This is a genomic window from Nonomuraea angiospora, assembly GCF_014873145.1.
GTDB classification, from domain to species: Bacteria; Actinomycetota; Actinomycetes; order Streptosporangiales; family Streptosporangiaceae; genus Nonomuraea; species Nonomuraea angiospora.
Genome location: NZ_JADBEK010000001.1, coordinates 9,094,943 through 9,120,517, shown reverse-complemented (window position 1 = coordinate 9,120,517; position 25,575 = coordinate 9,094,943). Strand labels below are relative to the sequence as shown.

The 25,575-nt window shown below is 71.2% G+C and carries 24 protein-coding genes; 10 read left to right on the top strand and 14 right to left on the bottom strand.

The features are described from left to right. Window positions 1-67: 67 nt before the first annotated feature. Window positions 68-544, top strand: a complete 477-nt coding sequence (locus tag H4W80_RS42085; protein ID WP_192790158.1) for an RICIN domain-containing protein — start codon at window positions 68-70, stop codon at window positions 542-544. A 51-nt stretch (window positions 545-595) separates the two neighbouring features. Here the strand turns inward: H4W80_RS42085 and bfr are convergent, their stop codons facing one another. The 7 genes from bfr to H4W80_RS42050 all read right to left on the bottom strand — a co-directional run bounded on the left by bfr (window position 596) and on the right by H4W80_RS42050 (window position 5,458). After that, complete coding sequence (gene bfr, locus H4W80_RS42080) at window positions 596-1,081, bottom strand: bacterioferritin (protein ID WP_192790157.1); 486 nt, start codon at window positions 1,079-1,081, stop codon at window positions 596-598. Between the two features lie 15 nt (window positions 1,082-1,096). Then, on the bottom strand, window positions 1,097-1,273 hold the full coding sequence (locus H4W80_RS42075) for a (2Fe-2S)-binding protein (protein ID WP_138669932.1): 177 nt from the start codon (window positions 1,271-1,273) through the stop codon (window positions 1,097-1,099). A 106-nt stretch (window positions 1,274-1,379) separates the two neighbouring features. Further along, window positions 1,380-2,000 (bottom strand): MBL fold metallo-hydrolase, encoded by a 621-nt coding sequence (locus H4W80_RS42070; RefSeq protein ID WP_192790156.1) that lies wholly within the window; start codon window positions 1,998-2,000, stop codon window positions 1,380-1,382. Beyond that, on the bottom strand, window positions 2,001-3,086 hold the full coding sequence (locus H4W80_RS42065) for an S-(hydroxymethyl)mycothiol dehydrogenase (RefSeq protein WP_192790155.1): 1,086 nt from the start codon (window positions 3,084-3,086) through the stop codon (window positions 2,001-2,003). Window positions 3,087-3,101: 15 nt separating this feature from the next. Further along, window positions 3,102-4,067: an adenylate/guanylate cyclase domain-containing protein gene (locus H4W80_RS42060; protein WP_192790154.1), complete on the bottom strand. Its 966-nt coding sequence runs from the start codon at window positions 4,065-4,067 to the stop codon at window positions 3,102-3,104. A gap of 3 nt (window positions 4,068-4,070) precedes the next feature. Next, complete coding sequence (locus H4W80_RS42055; protein ID WP_192790153.1) at window positions 4,071-4,583, bottom strand: PH domain-containing protein; 513 nt, start codon at window positions 4,581-4,583, stop codon at window positions 4,071-4,073. Window positions 4,584-4,636: 53 nt separating this feature from the next. After that, complete coding sequence (locus H4W80_RS42050; protein ID WP_192790152.1) at window positions 4,637-5,458, bottom strand: biotin--[acetyl-CoA-carboxylase] ligase; 822 nt, start codon at window positions 5,456-5,458, stop codon at window positions 4,637-4,639. 35 nt (window positions 5,459-5,493) lie between these two features. On the opposite strand from H4W80_RS42050, the gene H4W80_RS42045 reads away from it, so the two are divergent. The 3 genes from H4W80_RS42045 to H4W80_RS42035 all read left to right on the top strand — a co-directional run bounded on the left by H4W80_RS42045 (window position 5,494) and on the right by H4W80_RS42035 (window position 9,678). After that, complete coding sequence (locus H4W80_RS42045) at window positions 5,494-7,698, top strand: FdhF/YdeP family oxidoreductase (protein ID WP_192790151.1); 2,205 nt, start codon at window positions 5,494-5,496, stop codon at window positions 7,696-7,698. Further along, window positions 7,695-8,537, top strand: coding sequence for a formate dehydrogenase accessory sulfurtransferase FdhD (gene fdhD / locus H4W80_RS42040; RefSeq protein WP_192790150.1), 843 nt, complete (start codon window positions 7,695-7,697; stop codon window positions 8,535-8,537). Before H4W80_RS42045 ends, fdhD begins: the two co-directional genes overlap by 4 nt. A 61-nt stretch (window positions 8,538-8,598) precedes the next feature. Beyond that, window positions 8,599-9,678, top strand: a complete 1,080-nt coding sequence (locus tag H4W80_RS42035; protein ID WP_192790149.1) for an epoxide hydrolase family protein — start codon at window positions 8,599-8,601, stop codon at window positions 9,676-9,678. Between the two features lie 56 nt (window positions 9,679-9,734). Here H4W80_RS42035 and H4W80_RS42030 read toward each other — a convergent pair whose 3' ends face one another. The 3 genes from H4W80_RS42030 to H4W80_RS42020 form a co-directional block, all read right to left on the bottom strand. Continuing rightward, a complete protein-coding gene (locus H4W80_RS42030; RefSeq protein ID WP_192790148.1) occupies window positions 9,735-12,356 on the bottom strand; it encodes a phosphoenolpyruvate carboxylase in 2,622 nt (873 codons plus the stop codon). 65 nt (window positions 12,357-12,421) lie between these two features. Continuing rightward, a complete protein-coding gene (locus tag H4W80_RS42025) occupies window positions 12,422-13,972 on the bottom strand; it encodes a hypothetical protein (RefSeq protein ID WP_318787643.1) in 1,551 nt (516 codons plus the stop codon). A 43-nt stretch (window positions 13,973-14,015) separates the two neighbouring features. Next, window positions 14,016-14,780: an ABC transporter ATP-binding protein gene (locus H4W80_RS42020; RefSeq protein ID WP_192790146.1), complete on the bottom strand. Its 765-nt coding sequence runs from the start codon at window positions 14,778-14,780 to the stop codon at window positions 14,016-14,018. Window positions 14,781-14,816: 36 nt separating this feature from the next. Between H4W80_RS42020 and H4W80_RS42015 the strand changes: the two genes are divergently transcribed. The 5 genes from H4W80_RS42015 to H4W80_RS41995 all read left to right on the top strand — a co-directional run bounded on the left by H4W80_RS42015 (window position 14,817) and on the right by H4W80_RS41995 (window position 19,657). Continuing rightward, window positions 14,817-16,406 carry an acyl-CoA carboxylase subunit beta gene (locus H4W80_RS42015; protein WP_192790145.1) on the top strand — a complete coding sequence of 530 codons (1,590 nt, stop codon included), beginning with the start codon at window positions 14,817-14,819 and terminating at the stop codon, window positions 16,404-16,406. Then, complete coding sequence (locus H4W80_RS42010; RefSeq protein ID WP_192790144.1) at window positions 16,403-16,612, top strand: acyl-CoA carboxylase subunit epsilon; 210 nt, start codon at window positions 16,403-16,405, stop codon at window positions 16,610-16,612. Before H4W80_RS42015 ends, H4W80_RS42010 begins: the two co-directional genes overlap by 4 nt. Before the next feature lie 107 nt (window positions 16,613-16,719). Continuing rightward, the gene (locus H4W80_RS42005) at window positions 16,720-17,661 is read left to right on the top strand and encodes an NYN domain-containing protein (RefSeq protein WP_192790143.1); all 942 of its coding nucleotides are present in this window, start codon (window positions 16,720-16,722) and stop codon (window positions 17,659-17,661) included. A gap of 119 nt (window positions 17,662-17,780) precedes the next feature. Then, window positions 17,781-19,160 carry a DNA-3-methyladenine glycosylase 2 family protein gene (locus H4W80_RS42000; protein WP_192790142.1) on the top strand — a complete coding sequence of 460 codons (1,380 nt, stop codon included), beginning with the start codon at window positions 17,781-17,783 and terminating at the stop codon, window positions 19,158-19,160. After that, on the top strand, window positions 19,157-19,657 hold the full coding sequence (locus H4W80_RS41995) for a methylated-DNA--[protein]-cysteine S-methyltransferase (RefSeq protein WP_192790141.1): 501 nt from the start codon (window positions 19,157-19,159) through the stop codon (window positions 19,655-19,657). The genes H4W80_RS42000 and H4W80_RS41995 overlap by 4 nt, the downstream gene beginning before the upstream one ends. On the opposite strand, the gene H4W80_RS41990 is transcribed toward H4W80_RS41995, so the two are convergent. After that, complete coding sequence (locus H4W80_RS41990; RefSeq protein ID WP_192790140.1) at window positions 19,654-20,808, bottom strand: MFS transporter; 1,155 nt, start codon at window positions 20,806-20,808, stop codon at window positions 19,654-19,656. The two genes, H4W80_RS41995 and H4W80_RS41990, sit on opposite strands and share 4 nt — an antisense overlap. A 90-nt stretch (window positions 20,809-20,898) precedes the next feature. On the opposite strand from H4W80_RS41990, the gene H4W80_RS41985 reads away from it, so the two are divergent. Further along, complete coding sequence (locus H4W80_RS41985) at window positions 20,899-21,333, top strand: MarR family winged helix-turn-helix transcriptional regulator (protein ID WP_192790139.1); 435 nt, start codon at window positions 20,899-20,901, stop codon at window positions 21,331-21,333. A 20-nt stretch (window positions 21,334-21,353) separates the two neighbouring features. On the opposite strand, the gene H4W80_RS41980 is transcribed toward H4W80_RS41985, so the two are convergent. From H4W80_RS41980 to H4W80_RS41970, 3 genes are read right to left on the bottom strand one after another with little or no spacing between them, the layout of a single operon-like run. Beyond that, a complete protein-coding gene (locus tag H4W80_RS41980; RefSeq protein ID WP_225963946.1) occupies window positions 21,354-22,277 on the bottom strand; it encodes a hypothetical protein in 924 nt (307 codons plus the stop codon). Beyond that, on the bottom strand, window positions 22,274-22,873 hold the full coding sequence (locus H4W80_RS41975; protein WP_192790137.1) for a hypothetical protein: 600 nt from the start codon (window positions 22,871-22,873) through the stop codon (window positions 22,274-22,276). Before H4W80_RS41975 ends, H4W80_RS41980 begins: the two co-directional genes overlap by 4 nt. Then, the gene (locus tag H4W80_RS41970) at window positions 22,870-25,572 is read right to left on the bottom strand and encodes a BTAD domain-containing putative transcriptional regulator (RefSeq protein WP_225963945.1); all 2,703 of its coding nucleotides are present in this window, start codon (window positions 25,570-25,572) and stop codon (window positions 22,870-22,872) included. The genes H4W80_RS41975 and H4W80_RS41970 overlap by 4 nt, the downstream gene beginning before the upstream one ends. Between the last annotated feature and the right edge of the window lie 3 nt (window positions 25,573-25,575).

Sequence of the window (25,575 nt, the reverse complement as noted above, 5' to 3'; positions counted from 1 at the left end):
AGTTCACAACAAAACGGGAATCGCACGCGTCTCAGTGATCAATACCTCAACGGAAAGGGTCACTGACGTGGTCGCCACCCCCACCAGAATGTTCGCCGTCGCCGCCACCGCCGCCCTCGCGCTGTCCCTGACCGCCGTCCCCGCCTCGGCGGGCGCCAGCGGACGGCTGATGAACGGCGCCACCGACCTCTGCCTGGCCGTGGGCAAGAGCGAGGTCAAGGCCGGCAAGAAGGTCATCCAGTGGACCTGCTCCGACAACAAGGACCAGCAGTGGATCTACAAGGGGCGCAAGCTCGTCAACGCCAAGACCGGCATGTGCCTGGCGATCGCGCGCGGCTCCATGGTCAAGGGCAAGTACGCGATCCAGTGGCCGTGCACCGACGGCGGGATCGAGCAGGAGTGGATCTACGACGACCTGCAGCGCCTGCGCAACCGGGCCACCGGCCTGTGCCTGGCGGTCGGCAAGGGCGAGCGCAAGAAGGGTAAGTGGATCATCCAGTGGACGTGCAGGGACACGGGAGAGCAGGCGTGGCTCTGGCGGTGAAAGGCAGGCGCCCCGTCCGGGGACGGGGCGCCCGCGCTGCCACAGGGCCGCTCAGTCGTCGGACGAGGGCGGCTCGGCGTAGCGGGCCAGGTAGAGCTGCTCGCCCAGGCTGCGGATGAGGCTGAGCTCCGTCTCCAGATAGTCGATGTGCTCCTCCTCGTCCTCCAGGATCTCCTCGAAGATCCGGGCCGAGGTGATGTCGCCCTTCTCGCGCATGAGCGCGATGGCCGGGCGCAGGCGCTGCACGACTGAGAGCTCGACCTCGAGGTCCGCCCTGAGCTGCTCCTCCACGGTCTGGCCGATGTGCAGAGTGCCCAGGCGCTGGTAGTTGGGCAGGCCCTCCAGGAAGAGGATGCGATCGGTCAGACGCTCCGCGTGGCGCATCTCGTCGATCGACTCCGCGCGGGTGTGCTCGGCGAGTTTCGTGTAGCCCCAGTTCTCCTGCATCTTGGCGTGCAGGAAGTACTGGTTGATGGCGGTGAGCTCGGCGGTCAGCTGCTCGTTGAGCAACTCGATGATCTGCTTGTCGCCCTGCATGAAACGGGACCCTCGCTATGCGGTCGTCAGTTCTTCAGACCGTTTCAGGATTGCACAGATCTTCCGTACACATCGGGCACAGTCACCACCGGCACCAGTGGTGTCGCGGATCTGCTTGGCGCTCTTGGCCCCGGAGGCGATGCAGTCGTGCACCTCGTTCTCGGTCACAGCACGACAAATGCACACGTACATTCCAGGACAGGCCTCTCGCAAGCGAAGTGGGGGCGCCTTTAGGTTAGGCACACCTAAGCTACCCCACTTCGGTAAGGCTTGCCTATGTTAGGTCGGCCACATCAGGCTATCCACCTCGGGTGATCCACTCCTCCAGGTGCGGCGCCTCGGCGCCGATCGTGGTCGAGTCGCCGTGCCCCGTGTGCACGACGGTCTCCGGCGGCAGGGTCAGCAGCCGCCCCCTGATCGAGTCGATGATCGTGTCGAACGAGCTGTAGGACCGGCCGGTCGCCCCGGGGCCGCCCTTGAAGAGCGTGTCGCCGCTGAACAGGGCGCCCAGGTCGGGGGCGTACAGGCAGACCGCGCCGGGCGCGTGGCCGGGGGTGTGGACGACCTCCAGCGCGATGCCGCCGACCTCGATCTTCTCGCCGTCGGCCAGCGGCTCGTACGGCACCGCGGCCCCGTACTGCTGCTCCCACAGCACCTGGTCGGCGGGGTGCAGCCGGATGGGCGCCCCGGTGCGGTCGGCGAGGGGCTTGGCGGCGTTGATGTGGTCGTTGTGCGCGTGCGTGCAGACGATGGCCTTGACCGTGCGCCCGCCGATCCGCTCGGCGATCGGCGCGGCGTCGTGGGCGGCGTCGATGACGACGACCTCGCGGGCGTCGCCGACCAGCCAGACGTTGTTGTCGACGTCCCAGGTGCCGCCGTCCAGCGAGAACGTGCCCGAGGTGATGACCCTGTCGATCATCTAGAACGTCACCACCGAACGCAGCACCTCGCCGCGGTGCATCTTCGCGAACGCCTCCTCGACCTGCCCGATCCCGATCGTCTCCGAGACGAACTTGTCGAGCGGCAGCCGGTTCTGCAGGAACAGGTCGATGAGCATCGGGAAGTCGCGCGAGGGCAGGCAGTCGCCGTACCAGGAGGACTTCAGCGCGCCACCGCGCCCGAAGACCTCGATGAACGGCAGCTCCAGCGTCATGTCAGGCGTGGGCACGCCGACCAGCACGACCGTGCCGGCCAGGTCGCGGGCGAAGAAGGCCTGCTTGTACGTCTCGGGGCGGCCCACCGCCTCGATGACCACGTCGGCGCCGAAGCCGCCGGTCAGGTCGCGGATCGCCTCGACCGGGTCGCTCTCGCGGGAGTTGACGGTGTGGGTGGCGCCGAAGTCGCGCGCCCAGCCCAGCTTGCGGTCGTCCACGTCGACGGCGATGATCTTCGAGGCCCCGGCCAGCGAGGCGCCCAGGATCGCGGCGTCGCCGACGCCGCCGCAGCCGATGACGGCGACCGAGTCGCCGCGCGTCACGCCGCCCGTGTTGATCGCGGCGCCGATGCCCGCCATGACGCCGCAGCCCAGCAGGCCCGCGACCTGCGCGGGCGCCTCGGCGGAGACCTTGGTGCACTGGCCCGCGGCGACCAGCGTCTTCTCCAGGAACGCGCCGATGCCCAGCGCGGGCGAGAGCACCGTGCCGTCCTTGAGCGTCATCTTCTGCGTGGCGTTGTGGGTGGCGAAGCAGTACCACGGGCGGCCGCGCAGGCACGCGCGGCACTGGCCGCACACCGCGCGCCAGTTGAGGATCACGAAGTCGCCGGGCTGGACCTCGGTGACGCCCGGACCCACCGCCTCGACGACGCCCGCGGCCTCGTGGCCGAGCAGGAACGGGAAGTCGTCGTTGATCCCGCCCTCGCGATAGTGCAGGTCGGTGTGGCAGACCCCGCAGGCCTGGACGTTGACGACCGCCTCGCCGGGACCTGGGTCCGGCACCACGACCGTCTCGAGCGAAACTTCCTGGCCCTTGGCCCGGGCGACGACGCCCTGCACTTCGTACGGCATGCCAGCCATCTTGTGTCAGGAGGATGATCTCCGCAAGAGATAGGGCTGGACCACGCCGAGCCCTCTCGCGGGCCGGCGCCTGATCTTGTGCAGATCGAACCCTTCCAGCCCTTCGGCCAGCGCGGAATCGACCAGGATCGTGCCCGGCCGGGCGATGGCGGTGAGCCGGGCGGCCAGGTTGACGGTGGTGCCGAAGACGTCGCCCATGGTGGGCAGGACCGGCCCGTACGCCAGGCCGACGCGCAGCTCGACGCCCGACTCGACCAGGTCGAGCGCGATCCCCGCGGCCTGGGCCGGGCTCGGGGCGGTGAACAGCACCTCGTCGCCCAGCGTCTTGACCAGCCGAGCGCCGTGGGAGGCCACCACGTCGGAGGCCCGCGCCTCGAACCCCTCGACCAGCTCGGCCAGCTCCCTCTCGTCGAGCTCGCGGCTGCGCCTGGTGAACGAGACCAGGTCCGCGAACCCCACCGCCATCGTCACCCGGGTCGGCACCAGCTCGTCGTTGCCGTCGGCGATGGCCAGCAGCCGGGTGCCGGCGGCGGCGAGCTGGGCCCGCCAGACGTGCACCAGCACCTGCTCGAAGTCGGGCATCAGCTCCTGCGCCGCCCCGAGCACCTTGGCCAGGTCGTCCTGGGAGGGCTCCGTCGGCAGCATCGCGCCGATCATGATCTCGGCCTGCCACTGCGCCAGCCGGGCCGTGGTCTGGCCGAGCGCGCGGGCCATGCGGATGACGGTCTGCTCGTCGAGCAGGCCGCCGTCGAGCATCCGGCGCACCCGGCGCAGCGCCGCCACGTCGGCGTCGGTGAACGCCACGGCGCCGTCGGCCCGCTGCGCGAACCCGAGCGCCCGCCAGATGCGCTCGGCCAGCTCCTGCGACACCCCGGCCTTGGCCGTGACCTGCTCTTTCGTGAATCGGGCCGGCGAGCCGACGAGCAGGCGTTCGATCTCTTCGGCGCTCGGCCGGGCGGGCGGGCGGCTCACGCGTCAGCGGCCGTCGAGCTCGCCGTCGGAGGCGTCCTCGACGAGCCTGAACAGGTCGGTGCGGACGTCCTGGATCTTGGGGATGTCACGCAGCACGATCTCGCCCCGGTCGCCCGCGGACTCGACGGTCAGCGTGCCGCAGCCGAGCAGGCGCTCGGCGAACGTCTGGTCGGAGCTGACCGTGTTGACCTTGGTGATCGGGATCTCGTCGGTCGACTTGTTGAGCACGCCGGTGCTGATCGTGAAGCGGTGGGTGGTGAGCACGTAGCCGGTGTTGACCCACCGCAGGTAGGGGACGAGCGACCAGATCGTCAGCAGGATGAGGCCGATGACGACGACGGCGATCCTGGCGTAGAACGCGTATTCCCAGCCGCCGGGGATGAAGAACATCGCCGCGCCCGCGGCCACGACGACGAGAACCAGCGCGAGGAAGGGGAGCACGAGCCGCTTCCAATGGGGATGGAAGGACCGGATGCGCCGCTCACCCTGCGTCAGATGATGGTCGGGAAGGGTCATGGCAAAATCGTCCCACCATCGCCGCGTGGCGGCTACGCTCCCGGCGGATCAGGTCAGTCCGCCGGGCGGACGTGCACCACGTCGCCCGCGCTCAGCGTGTAGCGCTCCCCCGCCGACTCCACCTGCAGGTGTCCGAACTGATCGACGCCCGTGGCCGTCCCGGTGACCGCCTGCTGCCCCGGCAGCTCCACCCTGACCCGCCGCCCGACCGTGGCGCTGGCCGCCAGGTACGCCGCCCGCAGCCCGCACGCCTCCGCGTCGCCCTTCGCGTCGGTCCACTCCCTGTAGTGGCTCTCGACCTCCCTGAGCACCGCCCTGAGCAGCGGGTCGCGGTCGAGGCAGGCCGCCTCCTCGATGGCCAGCGACGTGGCCGTCTCGACGGGCAGCTCCTCCTGCCTGAGCGACACGTTCAGGCCCATGCCGATGACGACGCCGCTCTCCACCCGCTCGGCCAGGATCCCGGCCAGCTTGCGCTCGCCGATCAGCAGGTCGTTGGGCCATTTGACGTGTACGTCCGCCTCGGCCAGGCGGCGCAGGGCGGAGGCGGCGGCGACGCCGTACAGGAGCGTCAGCCAGCCCTGCGCGGTGGCCGGCACATCCGGTTTGAGGAGGATCGAGAACGTCAGGCCCGAGCGCGGCGGCGCCGTCCAGGTGCGGCCCAGCCGGCCGCGGCCGGCCAGCTGCGCCTCCGCCACCAGCACCGTCCCCTCCGGGGCTCCGGCGTGGGCGGCCTCGGCCAGGTCGGCGTTGGTGGAGCCGGTGCTCTCCACGACGGTGATGCCGGTCCACAGGGAGCCGGGGCGGACCAGCGCGCGGTTGAGCGCCGCCTCGGAGAGCGGCGGCCGGTCGAGGTCGGAGTAACGCGAGTCGGGCACCCCTCTATCTTTGCAGCCAGGAGGAAGATGGAGAGATGAGCAAGCTCCTGGATCCGCGTAACTGGGCCTCTTGGCGACCGTTCGGCATCGGGCTGCGCAAGCCGAACAACTACCTGGAGCTGTGGAAGGCGTTCAGGTCGGTCAAGGGCAACCGGGGCTACGCGTGGCGGATACTCAACCAGGGCACCTGCGACGGGTGCGCGCTGGGCACCCATGGCATGCGTGACTGGACGATGGACGAGATCCATCTGTGCAACATCAGGCTGCGGCTGCTGCCGCTGAACACCATGCCCGCCCTGGACACCACACTTTTGCGGGATATTTCTGGACTCGTCGGCAAGAAGAGCGCCGAGCTCCGCGAGCTGGGGCGGCTGCCGTACCCCATGCTGCGCCGCGCGGGCGAGCCGGGCTTCACCCGGATCTCCTGGGACGAGGCGCTGCGCGTGGCCGCGGAGGGCCTGCGGGACGCGCGCTTCGGCGCCTACCTGACCAGCCGCGGCGTGCCGAACGAGAACTACTACGCGGCCCAGAAGGCCGTGCGCGCGCTCGGCACCAACAGCGTCGACAACGCCGCCAGGATCTGCCACTCGCCCTCCACGGTCGCGCTCAAGCAGACCATCGGCGCGGCGGCCACGACCTGCTCCTACACCGACTGGATCGGCTCCGACCTGATCGTCTTCATCGGCTCCAACCCGTCGAACAACCAGCCGGTCGCGATGAAGTACCTCTACCACGCCAAGAAGGCCGGCACCCGGATCGCGATGGTCAACGCCTATCGCGAGCCCGGCATGGACAAGTACTGGGTGCCGTCCAACGCCGAGTCCGCCGTGTTCGGCACGAAGATCACCGACGAGTTCTTCGGCGTGAACGTGGGCGGCGACATCGGCTTCCTCAACGGCGTGCTCAAGCACCTGATCGAGAACGACTGGGTGGACAAGGAGTTCGTCGACCGGCGGACCACGGGCTTCGAGGAGCTGCGCCGGGAGCTCGCGGGGCAGTCGTGGGAGGAGCTGGAGGCGCTGTCCGGGGCCTCCCGCGACGACATGCTCCGCCTGGCCAAACTGCTGGGCGAGGCCAGATCGGCGGTGCTCGTGTGGTCGATGGGCATCACGCAGCACGCCTACGGCGAGGACAACGTCCGCTCGATCGTGAACCTGGCGCTGGCCAGGGGCTTTGTCGGGCGCGACAACTGCGGGCTGATGCCGATCCGGGGGCACAGCGGCGTGCAGGGCGGGGCCGAGATGGGCGCGTACGCGACCGGCCTGCCCGGCGGCCTGCCGATCACGCCGGAGAACGCCGCGAAATTCACGGAGATGTGGGGGTTCGAGGTCCCGGCCACGCCCGGTCTGACCGCGACCGACATGATCGACGCGGCCCACCGCGGCGACCTCGACGCGCTGGTGTCGAGCGGGGGCAACTTCCTGGAGGTCCTGCCCGACCCGGCCTACTGCCGCGAGGCCCTGTCGCGGCTGCGGCTGCGGGTGCACATCGACATCGTGCTGTCGTCGCAGATGCTGGTGCCGGGAGAGGGCGACGTGCTGCTGCTGCCCGCGCAGACCCGCTACGAGATGGTCGGCGGCGTGACCGAGACCTCCACCGAGCGCCGGATCATCTTCTCCCCCGAGGTCGAGGGGCCGCGCATCGGCGAGGCGTGGCCGGAGTGGAAGATCTTCACGGAGCTGGCCGCCCGCACCAACCCCGAAATTTCATCGAAAATCGCCTTCACTGGCACGCCGCAGATCCGGGCCGAGATCGAGCGCGCCGTCCCCTTCTACCGCGGCATCGCGGACCTGCGGAAGTTCGGCGACAACGTCCAGTACGGCGGCCGCCACCTGTTCGCCGACGGCCGCTTCCAGACCCCCGACGGGCTGGGCCGCTTCAGCGTCGTCCGGCCCCCGGCGCTGAAGCGCCCCGACGGCTCGTTCATGGTGGCCACCAGGCGCGGCAAGCAGTTCAACAGCATGGTCCACGAGCGCCGCGACGGCTTCAACGGTGCGATGCGCGAGGCCGTCCTGATGAGCGAGTACGACGCCGACCGCCTGGGCCTGCCCGACGGCGCCCCCGTCGAGCTGCGCTCCGGCGAGCGCACCTACCGCGGCAAGATCCTGCGGGCCCCGCTCATGCCGGGCAACCTGCAGATCCACTGGCCCGAGGGCAACGTCCTGCTGGACGAGTCCCGCCGCTCCCCCGACGCGCGGATCCCCGACTACAACGCCCTCGTCACCGTGCGGCCGCTGTGAGCACGCGTCCCGGGCCCACCACGCGCCTCAGGATCGTCGAGCTGTCCGGCTCGGCGACCAGGGAGCGGCGCGACTACCTGGCCACCGAGGAGCCGCTGGAGATCCGGCTCACCGCGCCCGACGGCACGCGCAAGACCGTGGCCATCACCATGCGCACCCCGGGGCACGACTTCGAGCTGGCCGCCGGGTTCCTGCACGGCGAGGGGCTGGCCGGTCCCGGCGACATCTCCGCCATCGCGTACTGCACCGACGAGGACCTCCCGCCCGAGGCCCGCTACAACACGGTGACCGTGCGCCTGCGCGGCCCCATCCCCGACCTGCCCGCGCTGGATCGCCACTTCGTCACCTCCAGCGCGTGCGGCGTCTGCGGCTCGGCCGGCCTGGAGGCGCTGCACGACCGCTGCAAGCCGGTCCCCAGGGGCGGGCTCGGCCTCACCCCCGAGTTCCTGTACGGGCTGCCTGACGCGCTCCGCGCCGCCCAGGGCGGGTTCGGCAAGACCGGCGGCCTGCACGCGGCCGGGCTGTTCTCGGCCACGGGCACGCTGGTGGCGGTGCGGGAGGACGTGGGCCGCCACAACGCGGTGGACAAGCTGGTCGGCTGGGCGGGGCTGAGCGGGCGGCTGCCGCTGGCCGAGCACGTGCTCATGGTCAGCGGGCGGACCAGCTACGAAATCATGCAGAAGGCGCTGGCCGCCGGGATCCCGGCGGTGTGCGCGGTCTCGGCGCCGTCGTCGCTCGCGGTGGAGCTGGCCAGGGAGTTCGGCATCACGCTCGTGGGGTTCCTGCGCGGAGAGCGCTGCAACGTCTATGCGGGATCGGAGCGGCTTGTAGTGGAATAAAGCATTCCGTTCTGCTATTCTGGAACAGAACAAACCGTTCCGCCTGTTCCAGGAGCCTTCCATGAGCATCAGCCGCTTCCGCGTCGAGATCCCCCAGACCGACCTCGACGACCTCCAGGCCCGTCTCGCCCTGACCCGCTTCACCCACGAGATCCCCGGAGCCGACCAGGGCGTCAGCGTCGAGCGGGTCAGGCGCCTGGTCGGCTACTGGCGGGACGGCTTCGACTGGCGCGCGCAGGAGGCCAGGCTCAACGCCCACCCGCAGTTCACCACCGAGATCGACGGGCAGAACATCCACTTCATCCACGTACGCAATGACAACCCCGACGCCCTGGCGCTGATCCTCACCCACGGCTGGCCCGGCTCGATCGCCGAGTACCTGGAGGCCGTCGAGCCGCTGTCGCGCCACTTCCACCTGGTCATCCCGTCGGTCCCCGGCTACGGCTTCTCCGGCCCCGCCGACGAGCTGGGCTGGAACAACCAGCGCATCGCCAGGGCGTGGGCCGAGCTGATGGCCCGCCTCGGCTACACCCGCTACGGCGCGGTCGGCAACGACGGCGGCTCGATGATCTCGCCCGAGGTCGGCAGGATCGACCCGGACCACGTCGTGGGCGTGCACGTCACGCAGCTGTTCTCCTTCCCCTCCGGCGACCCGGCCGAGTTCGCCGGGCTGAGCGAGGAGGACCAGGCCGGGCTGGCCGTGCTCGACTGGTTCTGGAAGGAGAAGGGCGCCTTCAACGTGCTGCACTCGCAGCAGCCGCAGACCCTCGCCCACGCCCTCGCCGACTCCCCCGCCGGGCTCCTGGGCTGGCTCGTCCAGCTCTTCGACGAGGACCTGGACGACGACTTCGTGCTCACCAACGCCGCCATCTACTGGTTCACCGGGACCGCCGGCTCTGCCATCCGGCAGTACTGGGAGAACGCCCGCGTGGAGCAGCCCAAGGAGCCCACCACGGCGCCGACCGCGCTGGCGATGGCCGAGGGCGACTTCAAGTCGATCCGCCGCTTCGCCGAGCGCGACCACGCCAACATCGTCTCCTGGAAGACGCTGCCGGCCCCGGCGCACGGCCACTACACCGCGCACACCGCGACGGAGGCCCTCACCTCCGACGTCATCGCCTTCTTCGAGGGCCTCCGCTAGACCGCCTCGCACCGGCCCGCCTGCCCTCGCTGGGATCCCAGCGAGGGCAGGCGGGTTCAGCCGGTGTTCTGCAGGCCCGCGGCGACGCCGTTGACCGACAGGAGCAGGAGCGTGGACAGGCGTTCGCGCTCCTGCTCCGACGGGTTGCCGGTGCGCAGCGCGCGCAGGGCCCGCAGCTGGAGGTGGGAGAGCGCGTCCACGTACGGGTCGCGGAGCTGGACGGCGCGCGAGAGCACCTTCCGGTTCTCCAGCAGCCGCGTGTGGCCGGTGACCCGCAGCACCAGGTCGCGGGTCCGGTCGTACTCCTCCAGCACCTGCTGGGCGAAGTCCTCCCGCCCGCCCAGCGCCAGGTAGCGCTTGGCGATCGAGCGGTCGGTCTTGGCCAGCGACATCTCGGCGTTGTCCAGCATCGCGTTGAACAGCGGCCACTCCGCGTACGCCGCCCGCAGCTCCTCCAGGGAGCCGACCGACGCCAGGCCGGTGCCCAGGCCGTACCAGCCGGGCAGGTTGACCCGCGTCTGCGCCCACGCGAACACCCACGGGATCGCCCGCAGGTCGTCGAGCGAGCGCGGGGCGCCGAGCCCGCGGCGCGCCGGGCGCGAGCCCAGGCGCAGCGTGCCGATCTCCTCCAGCGGGCTGACCAGGCCGAACCACTCGGGGAAGCCCGGAGCCTCGGTCAGCGCGCGGTACGCCTGCTCCGAGGCCGTGGCCACCTGCTCGGCCAGCCCCCGGAAGCGCTCGGCGGCGGCCGCGGTGCGGGCGCCGACCGTGGGCGAGGAGGCCATCAGCACGGCGTTGGCCACCTGCTCCAGGTGGCGGCGGGCGATGGCGATGTGGCCGTAGCGGGCGAAGATGACCTCGCCCTGCTCGGTGACCTTGAACCGGCCGGCGACCGAGCCCGGCGCCTGCGCCAGCACCGCGCGGTTGGCCGGGCCGCCGCCACGGCCCAGCGCACCGCCGCGGCCGTGGAACATCCGCAGCTTCACGTCGTGCTTGGCCGCCCAGGCCGTCAGCTCCTCCTGCGCCTCGTAGAGCCGGAGCGTGGCGGCCGCGGGGCCGAGCTCCTTGGCCGAGTCGGAGTAGCCCAGCATGATCTCCATGCGCCGCCCGGTGGCCTCCAGGCGCTCGCGCATCGCCGGGATCTCGAGCATTCCGGTCAGCACGTCCGGCGAGTTGGCCAGGTCCTGGCCCGACTCGAACAGCGGCACGACGTCGAGCACCGGCGCCCGCTCGCCGAGCGCGTGCCCGGCCAGCTCGTAGACGGCCGCGATGTCGTCGGCCGAACGGGTGAAGGAGACCACGTAGCGGGAGCAGGCCGTGGCCCCGAACCGCTCCTGGATCCAGGCGATCACCCGGATCGTGGCCAGCACCTCCTCGGTGCGCTCCGACAGCTCGCCGCCCGCCCTGATCTCCTCCAGGGCGGCCGCGTGCACCTGGGAGTGCTGGCGCACCTCCAGCTCGGCCAGGTGGAAGCCGAACGTCTCGACCTGCCAGATGAGGTGCTGCAGCTCGCCGTACGCCTGCCGCGGAGCCGAGGCGGCCAGCGACTCCTGCGCCAGGCGCAGGTCGTCCAGCAGCTCGGCCGGCGCGCGGTAGGCCAGGTCGAGGTCGCGGCGGCGGGTCGCGGCGATCCGCGCGGCCACGAACAGCAGCCACTGCCGGTGCGGCTCGCGCGGCGAGCGGGTGGCCAGCTCGGAGACCACGTCGGGGTAGGCGTCCACGGCCTCGGCCAGCGCCGACTTGAGCGCGGGCGAGGGTGCGGCGAGCTGGACGGAGGCGGTCAGCGTGCGGGCGATGCGCGTGCAGGCGGTCTCCAGGGCCGTCAGCACGTGCTCGGACTGGATCTGGATGGTCTCGCGGGTGACCCTCGCCGTGACGTTGGGGTTGCCGTCGCGGTCGCCGCCGATCCAGCTGCCGTAGCGGATGAACGGCCTGGCCTGCGGCGGGCGCGTGCCGGTGCGCTCGTCGAGCGCGGCGTCCAGCGAGCGGTAGACCTGCGGCACCATGCGGAACAGCGTCTCGTCGAAGGCGGCCATCGCGGTGCGCACCTCGTCGAGCGGGTCGAGCTTGGTCGAGCGGAGCTGGGCCGTGCGCCACAGGAGGTCGATCTCCTCCAGCATGCGGCGCTTGTTCTCGGCGCGCTCGCTGGCGCCGCGGCCGGGCGTGTTGTACTCGGTGAGCTGGCCGCTGATGCGCTGGATGGCGGTGACGACCGCGCGCCTGCGTGCCTCGGTGGGGTGCGCGGTGAGCACCGGGTGCAGCTCCAGGCCCTCCAGCAGCTCGGCGACGCGCTCGTGGCCCAGCTCCTGTACGGCCTGGGCCAGCGACTCCCGCTGGACCCTGCCCTCGGCGTCCCGCTCGCGTAGTGTGCGGATCCGGTAATGTTCCTCGGCCAGGTTGGCCAGGTGGAAATAGCAGGTGAACGCGCGGGCGACCGCCACGGCCCGCTCGATCTCCCATTCGGCGACCATGGCGGTGATCTCGTCGGCCGAGACCTCGCCCTTACGTGCTGCGATGACGGCCTTGCGCAGCCGTTCGACGTCGGCCAGCAGGTCCTCGCCACCCTGTTCGGCGAGCACCTGGCCGAGCAGTTTGCCGAGCAGCCGCACATCGTGGCGTAGCTCGTCCGGCATCTCGGTAACGGCGGCGCTGCGACGCTCGAGCCCCTGGTCAATCATGTTTCGAAGGGTATCGAGTCGCTCCGGGAAGCCGTAGACCGGTCTCGCCCATTGGACTAGACCACTCAACTACCTTTGGAAACAGCTCCCAGCAGCTCCGGCATCCGGGCGAATCCGATCCTGGCGGCCAGGCGCCTGCCGAGCGCCTCCACCAGCAGCCCGTAGAACGGCGCCACGGCGCACACCCAGAACCAGCCGAACGCCAGCGGCACCACGAACGGCAGCGACAGCAGCGCGATGCCGAGCGTGGCCCCCAAGGCGGAGGCGAACGCCTGGCCGCCCTGCCCGGGCGCGGCGCCGCTGAAGGCGTTCATCCGCTCGGGCACGGTGTACGGGACCACCACGCTGGTCACCGACCCGACGCCGAGCCCGATGCCGAGTGCGCCCCACCCGGCCAGCGCCGCCGGGACGATCATGCCGGGGTGGCCGGTGAACAGGCCGGTGGCAGCCGCGATCACCGCGAGCAGCGGCACGGCGATCGACGCGTTGGCCAGGTGGCGCCCGGCCAGGTCGGTGGCCAGCCCGCGTTCGGAGCCGAACACCACGGCGTTCATCCACAACGAGCGGCCGTCGATGCCGAACGCGTTGCCCGACTGCAGCGCGATCATCAGGGCTCCGACGCAGGTGGGGACGATCGCACTGGCCTCCGTGCCGCCGGTGCTCCTGCTCAGCGAGAACGCCACCACGACGGTGACCACGATCGCGCTGAACCAGCCCACGCGGGACCTGGGCTCGCGCCTGATGTACTTCAGCTCCTTGGTCACCACGGCCGCCAGCGGCCCGTCCGGCAGGAACCGGTCGACCAGGCCACTCTCCTTGCGCACGGACGCGGCCTGGGTGGAGACGTCGGGCGTCACCAGGGCCCGGCCCAGCGCCTTGATCCACAGCAGGCCGAGCGCCACCACGATCACGGCCACCAGCGCGAGCTCGGCCAGCCCGGCCAGGCCGCCGTCGGCCATCGCATGGGCCGCCATGCCCGGCGGGGTCCACCTGAGCACGCCCGCCAGTTGGCGCAGCATGGCCTCTGGGTCGCCGAGGCCGCGGTTCATCACGAGGTTGGGCAGCTGCGCGAGCACGACCACCAGCAGCGCCGCCACCGCCAGCACGTCACGGCCCCGCCGGGTGCGCAGCGCGCTGGAGAGCGAGGTGGTGATCAGCCGCGACGTCACCACGCAGAGCGCGAACTGCAGCAGCACCGCCGGCACCCCGAGCAGCACGCCGCCGGCGCCCGTCGCCACCCCCACCAGCGCGCCTGCCATGACGATCAGGATGGCCAGCGGCCAGACCCCGGTCACGGACGCGGTGAACATGCCGACCGCGAGCTGCCCGGTGCGCAGCGGCAGGAGCGACAGCTTGGCCGGGTCGAGCGTGTCGTCCAGGCCGAACGCCATCAGCGGCACGATCATCCAGCCGATGAGGAAGAACGTGAACGCGACGATCACCAGGTCGGCGGCGACGTCGTGGGGCGCCAGCCGGAGCAGGCTCATCAGGAAGAAGCCGAGCAGGGCCAGGCCGGTGGCGATGAGCAGGGTGAAGACGAAGCCGAGCTTGCGCTGCAGGTCTCCGCGCAGGTTTCCGGCCAGTAACCGGAGCTTGAGCTGCGCGAACAGGGCCACGGTGGTCAACGGGACTCCTCGGGTGCGGCGGGGCTCACGGGTGTCACCTGGGGTTGGCGCCGAGCCACGTGAGGCCCTCGCCGTTGTCGCGCGAACCGCCGACCAGCTCGAGGAACGCCTGGTTGAGGCTGCGCCCGCCGCGTACGTCCGCCAGCGGCCCCTGGGTCACGATGTGGCCCGCGCTCATCACCGACACCCAGTCGCACAGCCGCTCGACCAGGTCCATCACGTGGCTGGAGAAGATCACCGTCGAGCCGGACGCCGTGAAGCGCTGGAGCACGTCGGTGAGCGTGTTGGCGCTGACCGGGTCGACGCCCTCGAACGGCTCGTCCAGGAAGAGCACGGACGGGTTGTGCAGCAGCGCGGCGGCCAGGCCGATCTTCTTGCGCATGCCGGTGGAGTAGTCGATGACGAGCTTGTCGGCGGCGCCGGTCAGGTCCATCACGGCCAGCAGCTCATCCGCGCGCCGCTCGACGTCGGCCTTGGGGATGCCGCGCAGCCGGCCGTTGTAGAGGAGCAGCTCGCGGCCCGACAGCCGCTCGAACAGCCGCAGCCCCTCCGGCAGCACCCCGATGCGCGTCTTGACCTCCACGGGATCGCGCCAGACGTGGAACCCGTCGACCTCGGCCGTGCCGCCGTCTGGCCGGAGCAGCCCGGTGATCATGCTGAGCGTGGTGGTCTTGCCCGCGCCGTTGGGCCCGACCAGGCCCGCGAAACTCCCCGACGGCACCACCAGATCGACGCCCGCCACCGCGACCTGCGGCCCGTAGCGCTTGAACAGCCCGTGCGTGCGAACCGCATCCGTCATGGATCCACTCTAGGAGGAAGGACTAGCCTTGCGCGCATGAGCACTGCTGCCGAGGAGTTGCCGGACAAGCCAGACATCCACACCACCGCCGGGAAGATCGCCGACCTGGAGCGGCGGCTCGACGAGGCCGCGCACGCGGGCTCCGCGGCGGCCGTGGACAAGCAGCACGCCAAGGGCAAGATGACCGCCAGGGAGCGGGTGCTCGCGCTGCTGGACGAGGGCTCGTTCGTGGAGTTCGACGAGTTCGCCAGGCACCGGTCCACGATGTTCGGGCTGGAGAAGCGGCGGCCGTACGGCGACGGCGTCATCACCGGGCACGGCACGGTCGACGGCCGGCAGGTGTGCGTGTTCTCGCAGGACGTGACGGTGTTCGGCGGCTCGCTCGGCGAGGTGTACGGCGAGAAGATCGTCAAGGTGCTCGACCTGGCGATCAAGACCGGGTGCCCGATCATCGGCATCAACGAGGGCGGCGGCGCGCGCATCCAGGAAGGCGTGGTCGCGCTCGGCCTCTACGCGGAGATCTTCAAGCGCAACGTGCACGCGTCCGGGGTGATCCCGCAGATCTCGCTCATCATGGGCGCCGCGGCCGGCGGTCACGTCTACTCCCCCGCGCTGACCGACTTCGTGGTGATGGTGGATCAGACGTCCCAGATGTTCATCACCGGCCCGGATGTGATCAAGACGGTGACGGGCGAGGAGGTCACGTTCGAGGAGCTCGGCGGGGCGCACACGCACAACACGAAGTCGGGCGTGGCCCACTACCAGGCCACCGACGAGGACGACGCGCTGGAGTACGTCAAGGCGCTGCTGTCGTACCTGCCGTCGAACAACCTGGACGAGGCCCCCGCCTTCGAGCCCGCCGCCGACCTGGAGCCCGATCCGGAGCTCGACGAGCTGATCCCCGACTCGGCCAACCAGCCGTACGACATGCACCGGGTCATCGAGCACGTGCTGGACGACGGGGAGTTCCTGGAGGTCCACGCGCTGTTCGCGCCGAACATCGTGGTCGGGTACGGCCGGGTGGACGGCCAGCCGGTCGGGGTCGTGGCCAACCAGCCCATGCATTTCGCAGGATGTCTGGATATCAACGCATCGGAGAAGGCCGCCCGATTTATTCGAACATGTGATGCCTTTAATATTCCGATACTGACATTTGTGGATGTGCCGGGATTCCTCCCAGGAACCGATCAGGAATGGAACGGAATCATCCGCCGGGGCGCCAAGCTCCTCTACGCCTACGCCGAGGCCACGGTGCCGCTGATCACGGTGATCACGCGCAAGGCGTACGGCGGCGCGTACGACGTCATGGGCTCCAAGCACCTCGGCGCGGACGTCAACCTGGCCTGGCCTACGGCCCAGATCGCGGTCATGGGGGCACAGGGCGCGGTCAACATCCTCTACCGGCGCGAGCTCGCCGCCTCCGACGACCCCGAGGCCGAGCGCGCCCGGCTCGTCACCGAGTACGAGGACACGCTGGCCAATCCGTACATCGCGGCCGAGCGCGGCTACGTGGACGCGGTGATCCGGCCGTCCGAGACCCGGGCCCAGGTCGTCAGGGCGCTGCGGGCCCTCAGGAACAAGCGGGCGACGCTCCCGCCCAAGAAGCATGGGAACATCCCGCTATGACGCCAGATCTGCGAATTGTCCGGGGGAACGCCACGCCCGAGGAGATCGCGGCGTTGGTGGCCGTACTCGTCGCGCGGCAGAGCTCGCACGCCGAACCCGAGGCGTCTCCGGAGCCGCGTCGGCAAAGGTGGCGAAACCCAGCCAGAGGTATGCGTAAGCCTGTCGTCCCAGGGAAGTCGGCATGGCGGATGAGCGCACTACCCTAGATAGATCCTGAGAATCGGGTGTCAAGTTCCCCGGGAGTTGGGACTATCTAGAGAAAGTAGGCGTATATAGTCAGCCGATCAACTAACACCGCGGCCTGGAGGACGACATGGCCATCCCAGACCTCATGCCGCATCCTGTGGCAGCCAAGTACGCCGTCCTGGTGGATGTCGGTTATCTGTACGCGGCGGCGGGTGAAGTGCTGCTCGGTGCCAAGGAACGCAAGGAATATCGGGTGGCCGCCGATGAACTCATCCAGAGTCTACAGAAACATGCAGAGGAACGTACTTCCGGCGAACTTCTGCGGATCTATTGGTATGACGCCGCCCGTGACCGTGTGCCCACCGTCGACCAGCGGGTCATCGCCCAGCTCCCGTGGGTCAAGGTGCGGCTTGGCAACCTGAACGCCCGTGGCCAGCAGAAGGGCGTGGACGCGCAGATCAGGAGCGATCTGGAGGCGCTGGCCCGGCATCATGCGGTGACCGACACGATCCTGCTGGCAGGCGATGAGGACATGGTTCCGGCGGTCGAGGCGGCGCAGGCGTACGGAGTGCGGATCCACCTGTGGGGCGTCGAGCCGCCATACGGCACCAACCAGGCCGAGCGCCTGGTGTGGGAGTCCGACACCGTGGAAGTGATCTCCGCTGATTTCCTGAGGCCCTTTTTCAGCCGTGCTCCCCAGCCCGTCCCGGTCACTCCGCCGGCCGCGGCCCCGTCGCCCGCCCAGGTCTTCGCCGGGCGCACGCCGGTCAAGCCGCACGCCAAGCCGGGCCAGGTGGCCAAGCTCGGGCCGAGCCGCCCGCGCGTGGAGGACGTGGGCGAGCACGTGGCCCAGAAGTGGATCCTCACCCGTGGCCGCGACAACATCCGCGACCTGCTGCCGGGGCCCATCCTGCCGACCGTGATCGACACCGAGCTGCTGATCGAGGCGGAGAAGGAGCTCGGCCACTCGCTGCGCCCCTACCCGGAGGCCCGGGTGTGGCTGCGCGACGGCTTCTGGGCCCGGGTCTACCGGGAGTTCGACCTGGGCGTGGGCGTCTCGTCCAAGTAGCCGTGCGCCGGGTGTCCGATTTCCGCAGGTCACCCGGCCCGGCCTGCTGACCTGCCGTTCGACGCTCACGTCCGATTTCCGCCAGTCGGCGCCCTCGGGGAGCGCCTAGTGTCGGAGGCATGTCACCACTCCAGCTCGACTTCGACTCCTGCTACCGGGCCGTCTCCGCCAGGGACGCACGGTTCGACGGGCGCTTCTACACGGCGGTGACGACGACGCGCATCTACTGCCGTCCGATCTGTCCGGCACGTACGCCTTCCTCCAGGAACGTGCGCTTCTACCGGCACGCGGCCTCGGCCGAGGCGGCGGGGTTCCGGCCGTGCAAGCGGTGCCGTCCGGAGCTCTCGCCCGGCGACCCGGGCTGGGACGTGCGCGGCGACCTGGTCGGCCGGGCGCTGCGGCTGATCGACGACGGCGCGGCGGACGAGCAGGGCGTGGCGGGGCTGGCCCAGCGACTGCACATCACCGAGCGGCACCTGCACCGGCTGTTCGTGGCCGAGCTGGGCGTCGGGCCGCTGGCGGTCGCGCGGACCAAGCGGCTGCTGCTGGCCAAGCAGCTGCTGACGGAGACGGGGCTGCCGGTCACGGAGGTGGCGTTCGCGGCGGGGTTCGGGAGCGTGCGGCAGTTCAACGCGACGATGCGGGAGACCTACGGCTTCACGCCCAGCGAGCTGCGGGCCACGGCGGGCCCGCGGGTCTGCGACGCGACGCTGCGGCTGCGGCTGCACCGGCGCGAGCCGTACGACGTGGAGGGGGTCTTCGCGTTCCTGGCGGCCCGCGCCATCCCGGGGCTGGAGGTGGCGGACCGGACGTCGTACGCGCGAGCCGTGCCAGGCGGGACGATCACGCTCACACCACGACGGGACCACATAGCCCTGGACGTCGTGATGGACGACACGCGGCAGCTCGCCCGCGTCGTGGCGCGCTGCCGCCGCCTGCTCGACCTCGACGCCGACCCCTCCGCCATCTCGGAGATCCTTGAGCAGACCTCGCTCGGGCCCCTGGTGACGGCCCGTCCCGGGCTGCGGGTGCCGGGCGCGTTCGACGGCTTCGAGCTGGCCGTACGCGCGGTGGTGGGCCAGCAGATCTCGGTGGCCGGCGCCCGGACCCTCCTCGGCCGCATCGTCGCCAAGGCCCCCGGCCCGCTCTTCCCCACCCCCGCCGAACTCCTGGAGACCGACCTGACCGGCGTGGGCCTGACCAACCGCCGGATCGACACGCTGAAGCACCTGGCCGGCCACCTGGTGGAGGGCCGCCTGGACCTCGACGGCGGCCAGGACCCCGCCGAGGCGGTGTCGGACCTGCTCGAAGTCCCGGGCATCGGCCCGTGGACGGCCAGCTACATCGCGCTCCGGGCGCTGCGCGACCCGGACGCGTGGCCCACCGGCGACCTCGTGCTCAGGAAGCGCATGGCCTGCCTGGGCATCCCCGACGACCACATCGAGCGGTGGCGGCCCTGGCGGGCCTACGCCGCCCTGCACCTTTGGAGCTCATCATGATCGCTGCCCAGCTCATCCCGACCCCGGTGGGCCCGCTGTCCCTGCTGTCCCGCGAGGGCGTCGTGGTGGCGGCCGGCTTCACCGCCGACCCGACGGAGATGTTCGTACGCCTCACGCCCGAGCTGCAGTCGGAGGGCCTGGAGGTCGTGGACGACCTCGGGGCCGCCTCCGAGGCGGTCCGGGCGTACCTGGCCGGGGACCTGGACGCCCTGGACGCCGTCCGGGTCTCCCAGCCGGGCACGGCCACCCGCAAGCGGCTCCACGCCGCGTTGCGCGAGGTCAAGGCGGGGACCACGGTCTCGTACGCGGAGCTGGCCGAGCGGGCGGGCATGCCCAGGACGGCCGCCCGGGCGGCCGGCTCGGCCTGCGCGCAGAACCTCATCGCGCCCTTCGTCCCCTGCCACCGGGTCCTGCCCAGCGTCGGGGGCTACGGCGGCTACTACTACGGCGTGCCGGTCAAGGAGTGGCTGATCGCCCACGAGTCCCGCGCGGTCTAGGTGGCCGGCACCAGGCGGCGGGCCTGGAGGCCCGCCGCTCCCGCCACGGCCAGCCCCGCCAGGCCCAGCAGGGCCGCGGTCCAGGCGGGGGCGGTGTAGCCGAAGCCGGCGTCGATGGTGAGGCCGGCCGCGAAGGAGCCGATCGCGTTGCCCAGGTTGAAGGCCCCGATGTTGGCCGCGGAGGCGAGCGTGGGGGCGCCGGCGGCGGCGTCCAGGACGCGGGTCTGCAGGGGCGGGACCGTGGCGAAGGCGGCCACCCCGAACAGCGTGATGGTGATCACGAAGGCCACCTGGTTGCCCGACACCAGGGCCACCGCCACGGCCAGCAGGGTGAGCAGGGCGACCGAGCCGTAGATGCTGGGCATGACCGCCCGGTCGGCCAGCTTGCCGCCGATCAGGTTGCCCGCCACGAGGCCGACCCCGAACAGGGCCATGACCACGGGCACGGCGCCGGGCGAGAAGCCGCCCACGCCGGTCATGACGGGCGCGATGAACGTGATGACGGCGAAGACCGGGGCGAAGCCGAAGACGGTCATCCCGAGGGCCAACCAGACGCCGGCCTTGCGGAACGTCGCCAGCTCCCGCACGACGCTCCCGGTCGGGCGCGGCTGCCGCGGGACGAGGGCGAGGACGCCGGCGAGCCCGGCCACGCCGATCGCCACCACGACCCAGAACGTGGCCCGCCAGCCGAACGCCTGGCCGATCCAGGTGCCCAGGGGCACGCCCAGGACGTTGGCGAGCGTGAGGCCGGTGAACATCATGGCGATGGCGCTGGCCCGCTTCTGCGGCGCCACCAGGCCGGCGGCCACCACGGAACCGACCCCGAAGTACGCCCCGTGGGCGAAGGCCGACAGGAACCGGCCGGTCATCAGCACCGCGTACGAGGGCGCCAGCGCCGACAGCAGGTTCCCGGCGATGAACAGCACCATCAGCGACAGCAGCATGGTCTTGCGCGACAGGCGCCCGCCGAGCATGGTGAGCGGCGGCCCGCCGACCGCCACGCCCAGGGCGTAGCCGGACACGAGCAGGCCGGCGGCCGGGATGGTCACGTGGAAGTCGGCCGCCACCTCGGGCAGCAGCCCGTTGATGATGAACTCCGTGGTCCCGATGCCGAAGGCGCTGATCGCGAGGGCGAACAGGGCGAGAGGCATAGACTACTCCTCAGACGACGTTAGTGAGCGTGGACATTATTTGCACACGCCGACTACACGAACATACAAGGATGTCGAGGAGGCTGTCACATGCCCCTAGCCGATGACGCCGTGGAGGCGCGCGCCCAGGGCTGGCGCACCCTCGCGGCGCTGCACGCGAAAATCGAGGACAGGCTGGAGAAAGCACTCCAGAAGGAGCACTCGCTCAGTGTGAGCGAATACACAGTGCTGGACGTGCTGGCCCGCCAGGACGGCTGGCACATGCGGATGCAGCAGCTCGCCAGGGCCGTCGTGCTCAGCCAGAGCGCCACGACCAGGCTGGTGACCCGCCTGGAGAACCGCGGCCTGCTCAGGCGCTACCTGTGCGAGGACGACCGGCGCGGGATCTACTCGGAGGTCACGCAGGCCGGGTTCGAGCTGCTGGAGCGGGCCCGTCCCACGCACGACGGCGTGCTGAAGGAAGTGCTCGACGAGGCGGCGGAGCTGCCCGAGCTGGCCCCGCTGGTGGCGGTGGTCCGGGCCTGAGCGGCCCCGGACCCCGCTCATCATGGCTTGACGTTGCTCTGGATCTCGCCGACCGGCACGTCCCGGCTGCCTCCGACCTGTACGGGCGCGAACTGGAACGGCACCACGTTGCCGGCCGCCTGGACCGGCCAGACGGTGGTGACGGTCAGCGTGTACTTCTCGCGCGGCTGGTCGATCGCCGAGCGCAGGTAACGCACGCCGCAGGTGAACTGGGCGCCCTTCGCGTACGGCTTCCCGGACGGCCCGCAGCCCTCCTCGTGCACCTCGGCCCGGTCCTTGGTCGTGCCCGGGTCGATCTTGATGTCCTGCAGCGTCGCCACCAGGGTCACGCTCATGACGCCGGGGATCGACGCCGTGACCGTGCGGCGCGGCTGGCCGACGTTCTCCAGCCAGACGTAGGTCGGGAGGTTGACGAAGCTCTTGGCGTCGGGGTTCAGCTTGACCGTGGGCTCCGGGACGGTCAGCGCGGCCCTGGCGATCTGCGCGAGCTGCTCGATCGTGATCCCGGACGGCGGCGTGGTGTTCGGGGGCATGAAGATGAACTGTTCGAGGCCGCCCCAGCAGGCGGCGCCGTTCGGATCGGCCTTGTTGTACGCGGGCACCCACCACCGGCCCGGCTTGCCGCGCTTCTCCTCGAACTGCTGGATGAAGGCCCGGAAACTGCCCTCGTCGATGCCCGCCCGCCTGGCCGGGCCCGCTCCTTCGGTGTGCAGCCGGTACATCGCCTCGGCGTCCAGGCTGGGTTCGTACCAGCACGGGCGCGGGACGCGGTAGCCGTCACCCCTGCCGCCCCCGGCGCCGTCACCGGTGATCGTGATGGTGCTGGCCTCCAGCTCCACGAACCTGGTGTTGCCGGTCCCACCCGCATTGGCGTCGACTTTTGGGGGAGCCGTCGGATCGAGCAGCAGCGGCACCGCGAGCAGTACCGCGAGCAAAGGTTTCATCGGGGACATCTCTCTGTGGAGGTGATGTAGGACCTGATGCGCCACACCCCGTCGTCACCGCGGTGGGCGACCACGCTCTGGCTGTAGGGGGTGCGCAGCCAATCGGGTTGGGACGCGACGGCCTTCCCGGTGCGGGAGGAGATCAACCGCACGCCCGACTCATCCACGCATGCGTTGATCTGAGCGCCTTTGCCCATGCGGGCGCTGACCCGCAGGTCGTAGAGCCGGCCCGTCCCGCGCAGCGAGCGCTCCTCGTCGACGAACTGGTTCACCCACTCCGTCGCCTGCGCCTCGGCCTGGATCTCGAGATTGCGCCGGTAGCCGCGGGTCCCTTCGACGACGGCCTGGCGGGTGCCCACGTACTGGTCGACGATGACCTTCAGCAGCGGGTCGGGGTCGGCCGGCCACTCCACCCGCACGCGCAGGCCGTCGCCGATGGCGATGCTCTGGGGGCCGCTCGGCAGCGACTGCGCCGGCTCGGTGGCCTTGACGGAGGGTTCGGCCGGGGTGGGCTCCGCCACGGGCGTGTACGGGCGCTCGGCCTGCCCGCAGCCCGCCAGGACGATCAGCAACAGCAGCAGCACGACTCGTCTCATGCCGACGACTCCCTCACCACATGGATGCGCCACGTGGGCAGCAGTTCCTCGATCAGCGCCTCGGTCTCCGGGGCCATCCCGCCGCCGTACGGGTGCGAGGCCGCCCTGCGGGTCAGTCCCTCGACGACGGCGCGCAGCCGCACGGTGTCCTCGGTGGCGTGCGTGGCCCGCAGCAGGTCGCGCCAGAGGCCCTCGTCGTCCACCGCCAGCAGCAGGGCCGCGCGTACGGCGGCCACCGCGGCGTCCGGCTGCCCGTGCGCGAGCCGCAGCTCGCAGAGCTGGTGGGCGGCGTCGGCCACCTCGGCGGCCACGTCGTACTCCAGGTCCTCGGCCGCCAGCCAGGCGTACCTGCCCTGCTGGCGGCCGCTCAGCAGCGGGCCCCTGACCAGGCCGAGCGCCTTCTCCAGCAGGACGGCCCGGGCCGTGGGGTCGCCGTGCGAGCGGCGTACGAGCTCGCGGAACAGCGCCCAGTCCGTACGCACCTCGGGCCCCAGGCTGATCCGGCCGGCCTCGTCGGTGTGCAGGTGCTCGGGGCCGAGCCATTCGGCGACCCTGGCGATCGTGGCGTCCCTGACCATGTCCTGCACGCCGCGCGGCCAGAGCACCCCGCCCAGCACCGAGGGGTGCACGCCGCCGGGATGCGTGGCCAGGTAGACCAGCAGTTCCGCGGCCAGCGCCAGCCGGCCCTCCTCCAGGGGCCGCAGGCCGATGACCTCGATGGGGCCGAGCATCCTGATCTCGACGGCGGGCGGGTGCAGCCCCGCCAGCGGCTCGGCCTCGGAGACGGCCTCGCCGTCGACCTGCGAGGCCGTGCGGAACAGGTCGATCAATGCCTGGTAGTGGCGGCGGGGCAGGAGCTGGGCCTGCACGTCGAAGCCCAGCTCGGCGATCCTGGCCCGGCCGTCGTCGCCGATCTCCAGCGTCCAGGTCGCGTGCGGGACCTCGCCCGCCAGCACGTAGCCGGCGGTGTCCCGGCGGGCCAGCAGCGCCAGGCGCCGGGCCTCCTCATGCGTGGGCGCGACCGCGGACAGCAGGTAGTGGGCGTCGTGGGGGCTGCCGGTGATGCGCCCGGTCAGCACCTCCCTGCGCGGCGCGGCGATCGCCTCCAGCTCGGGCAGCACCTCGGCCAGGCCGCCCACGGCCCTGATGCGGTCGGGCGCGATGGCGGTCAGCTCCTCGCCGAAGCCGACGAGCGTGATGCGCATGCGGTCGGACCAGCGGTTGGTGGCCAGCTCGACGGCGAGGGCGGCCAGCGCGGCCGTGGTCTGCGGGCCGCGCACGTTGATCAGGCCCTGCGCGGCTTCCAGGTCGATGAGCACGCGGCCGCTGGCGTCCGTGCCGATGGAGACCAGGCCGGGGTACGGCGCCCCGCCCGCCTGCTCCTCCAGCAGGCGGCCCTCGTGGGCGGGCAGCCGCCACACCTGGCCGCCGTCCTGGGCCGTCCAGGGCGCGGGCGCGTCGCCTTCCGGCGGGTGGATCCACAGGTCGAGGGTGCGGGCCGACAGGTGCGCCCCGTACACGGTGGGCGGCGTGCGGTTCTGGGCGGCCAGCTCGGCGCCGAGCAGCCGCAGGCCGATGTCGAGGATGCGGGCGCCCGGCGCGTCGCCGCCCAGCCTCAGCGCGACCTCGGCCTGGGCGGCGTCGTCGCGCGGGCGGGCGATCCGGCGGCCGAACACCCTGCGCCAGAGCTGCTCGCGGCGCCGCCTGGCCAGCACCACCAGCAGGCCCGCGGCGGCCAGCGAGGCGGTGGCGAGGTAGTCGGTCAGGTCGGTCGTCTGGCTCTGCCGGATGGTGGCCTGCGGCCGGTCGGGCTGCTGCTGCTGATCCGGCTGGCGGTGCTTGGCCTCGACCTTCTTCTCGGCGTGGCCGGTCTTCGAGTCGGCGTGCCGGTCCGCGTCCCGGTTTATGGAGGCCCTGCCCGGGTGCTCGCGGAGGGTCTGCTCGCGGGGCTGGTCGACGGGGACGACGTGGGCGTGCCGGGCGTCGTCCGGCATGTCGAGCACCCAGCCGGGCCTGATCAGGTCGGCCATGCGCAGGCGGGAGCCGTCCGGCTGCTCCTTCGCCTGATTAAGTCGGTAAATTTCGGGATATCGGCGGCCGTCGCCGAGGCACTTCTCGGCGATCTCCCACAGGCTCTCGTGGTGGCGGCCGTGCGGGGGCTGCACCACGTACACCTTCTTGGTCTTGTGCGTGTCGAGGGTCGTCTTCTCGACTATCGGCGCGGAGTACGCGACCGCCGTCACGGGCGTGGCGGCCGGCGTGGGCGCCAGCTTGGCCAGCGGCACGACCATCGCACCCGCCGTGAACAGCAGCAGCACCGCGCCGACGAGCTTGTTGGCCAGCGCCTGCGTGCCTCCGGAGAGCGGCACGCGGGCCGGCATGCCGACCCTGCGCACGCCCGCGTACACCTCGACCAGCACGCACACGAACAGCTGGAACCAGGCCAGCCACACCAGCAGCACCAGCACGGCCATGACGGTGCTCGGGCCGACGCGGCTGGTGAGCAGGTCGAGGTCGAGCAGCTCGGGCGCGATCGGCGGCCCCACGAACGTGAGCAGCGCGTACGGCACCCCGCCCACGAGCGCGACCAGCACGATCAGCGATCCGATGCCGGCGAGCACGTCTGCGGCGCTGCGCCTGGCCTTGGCGCGCACGGGCGTGTGACGTCCGTGTGGGCGCGCGGGCTCTCGCGTCGGCATCGT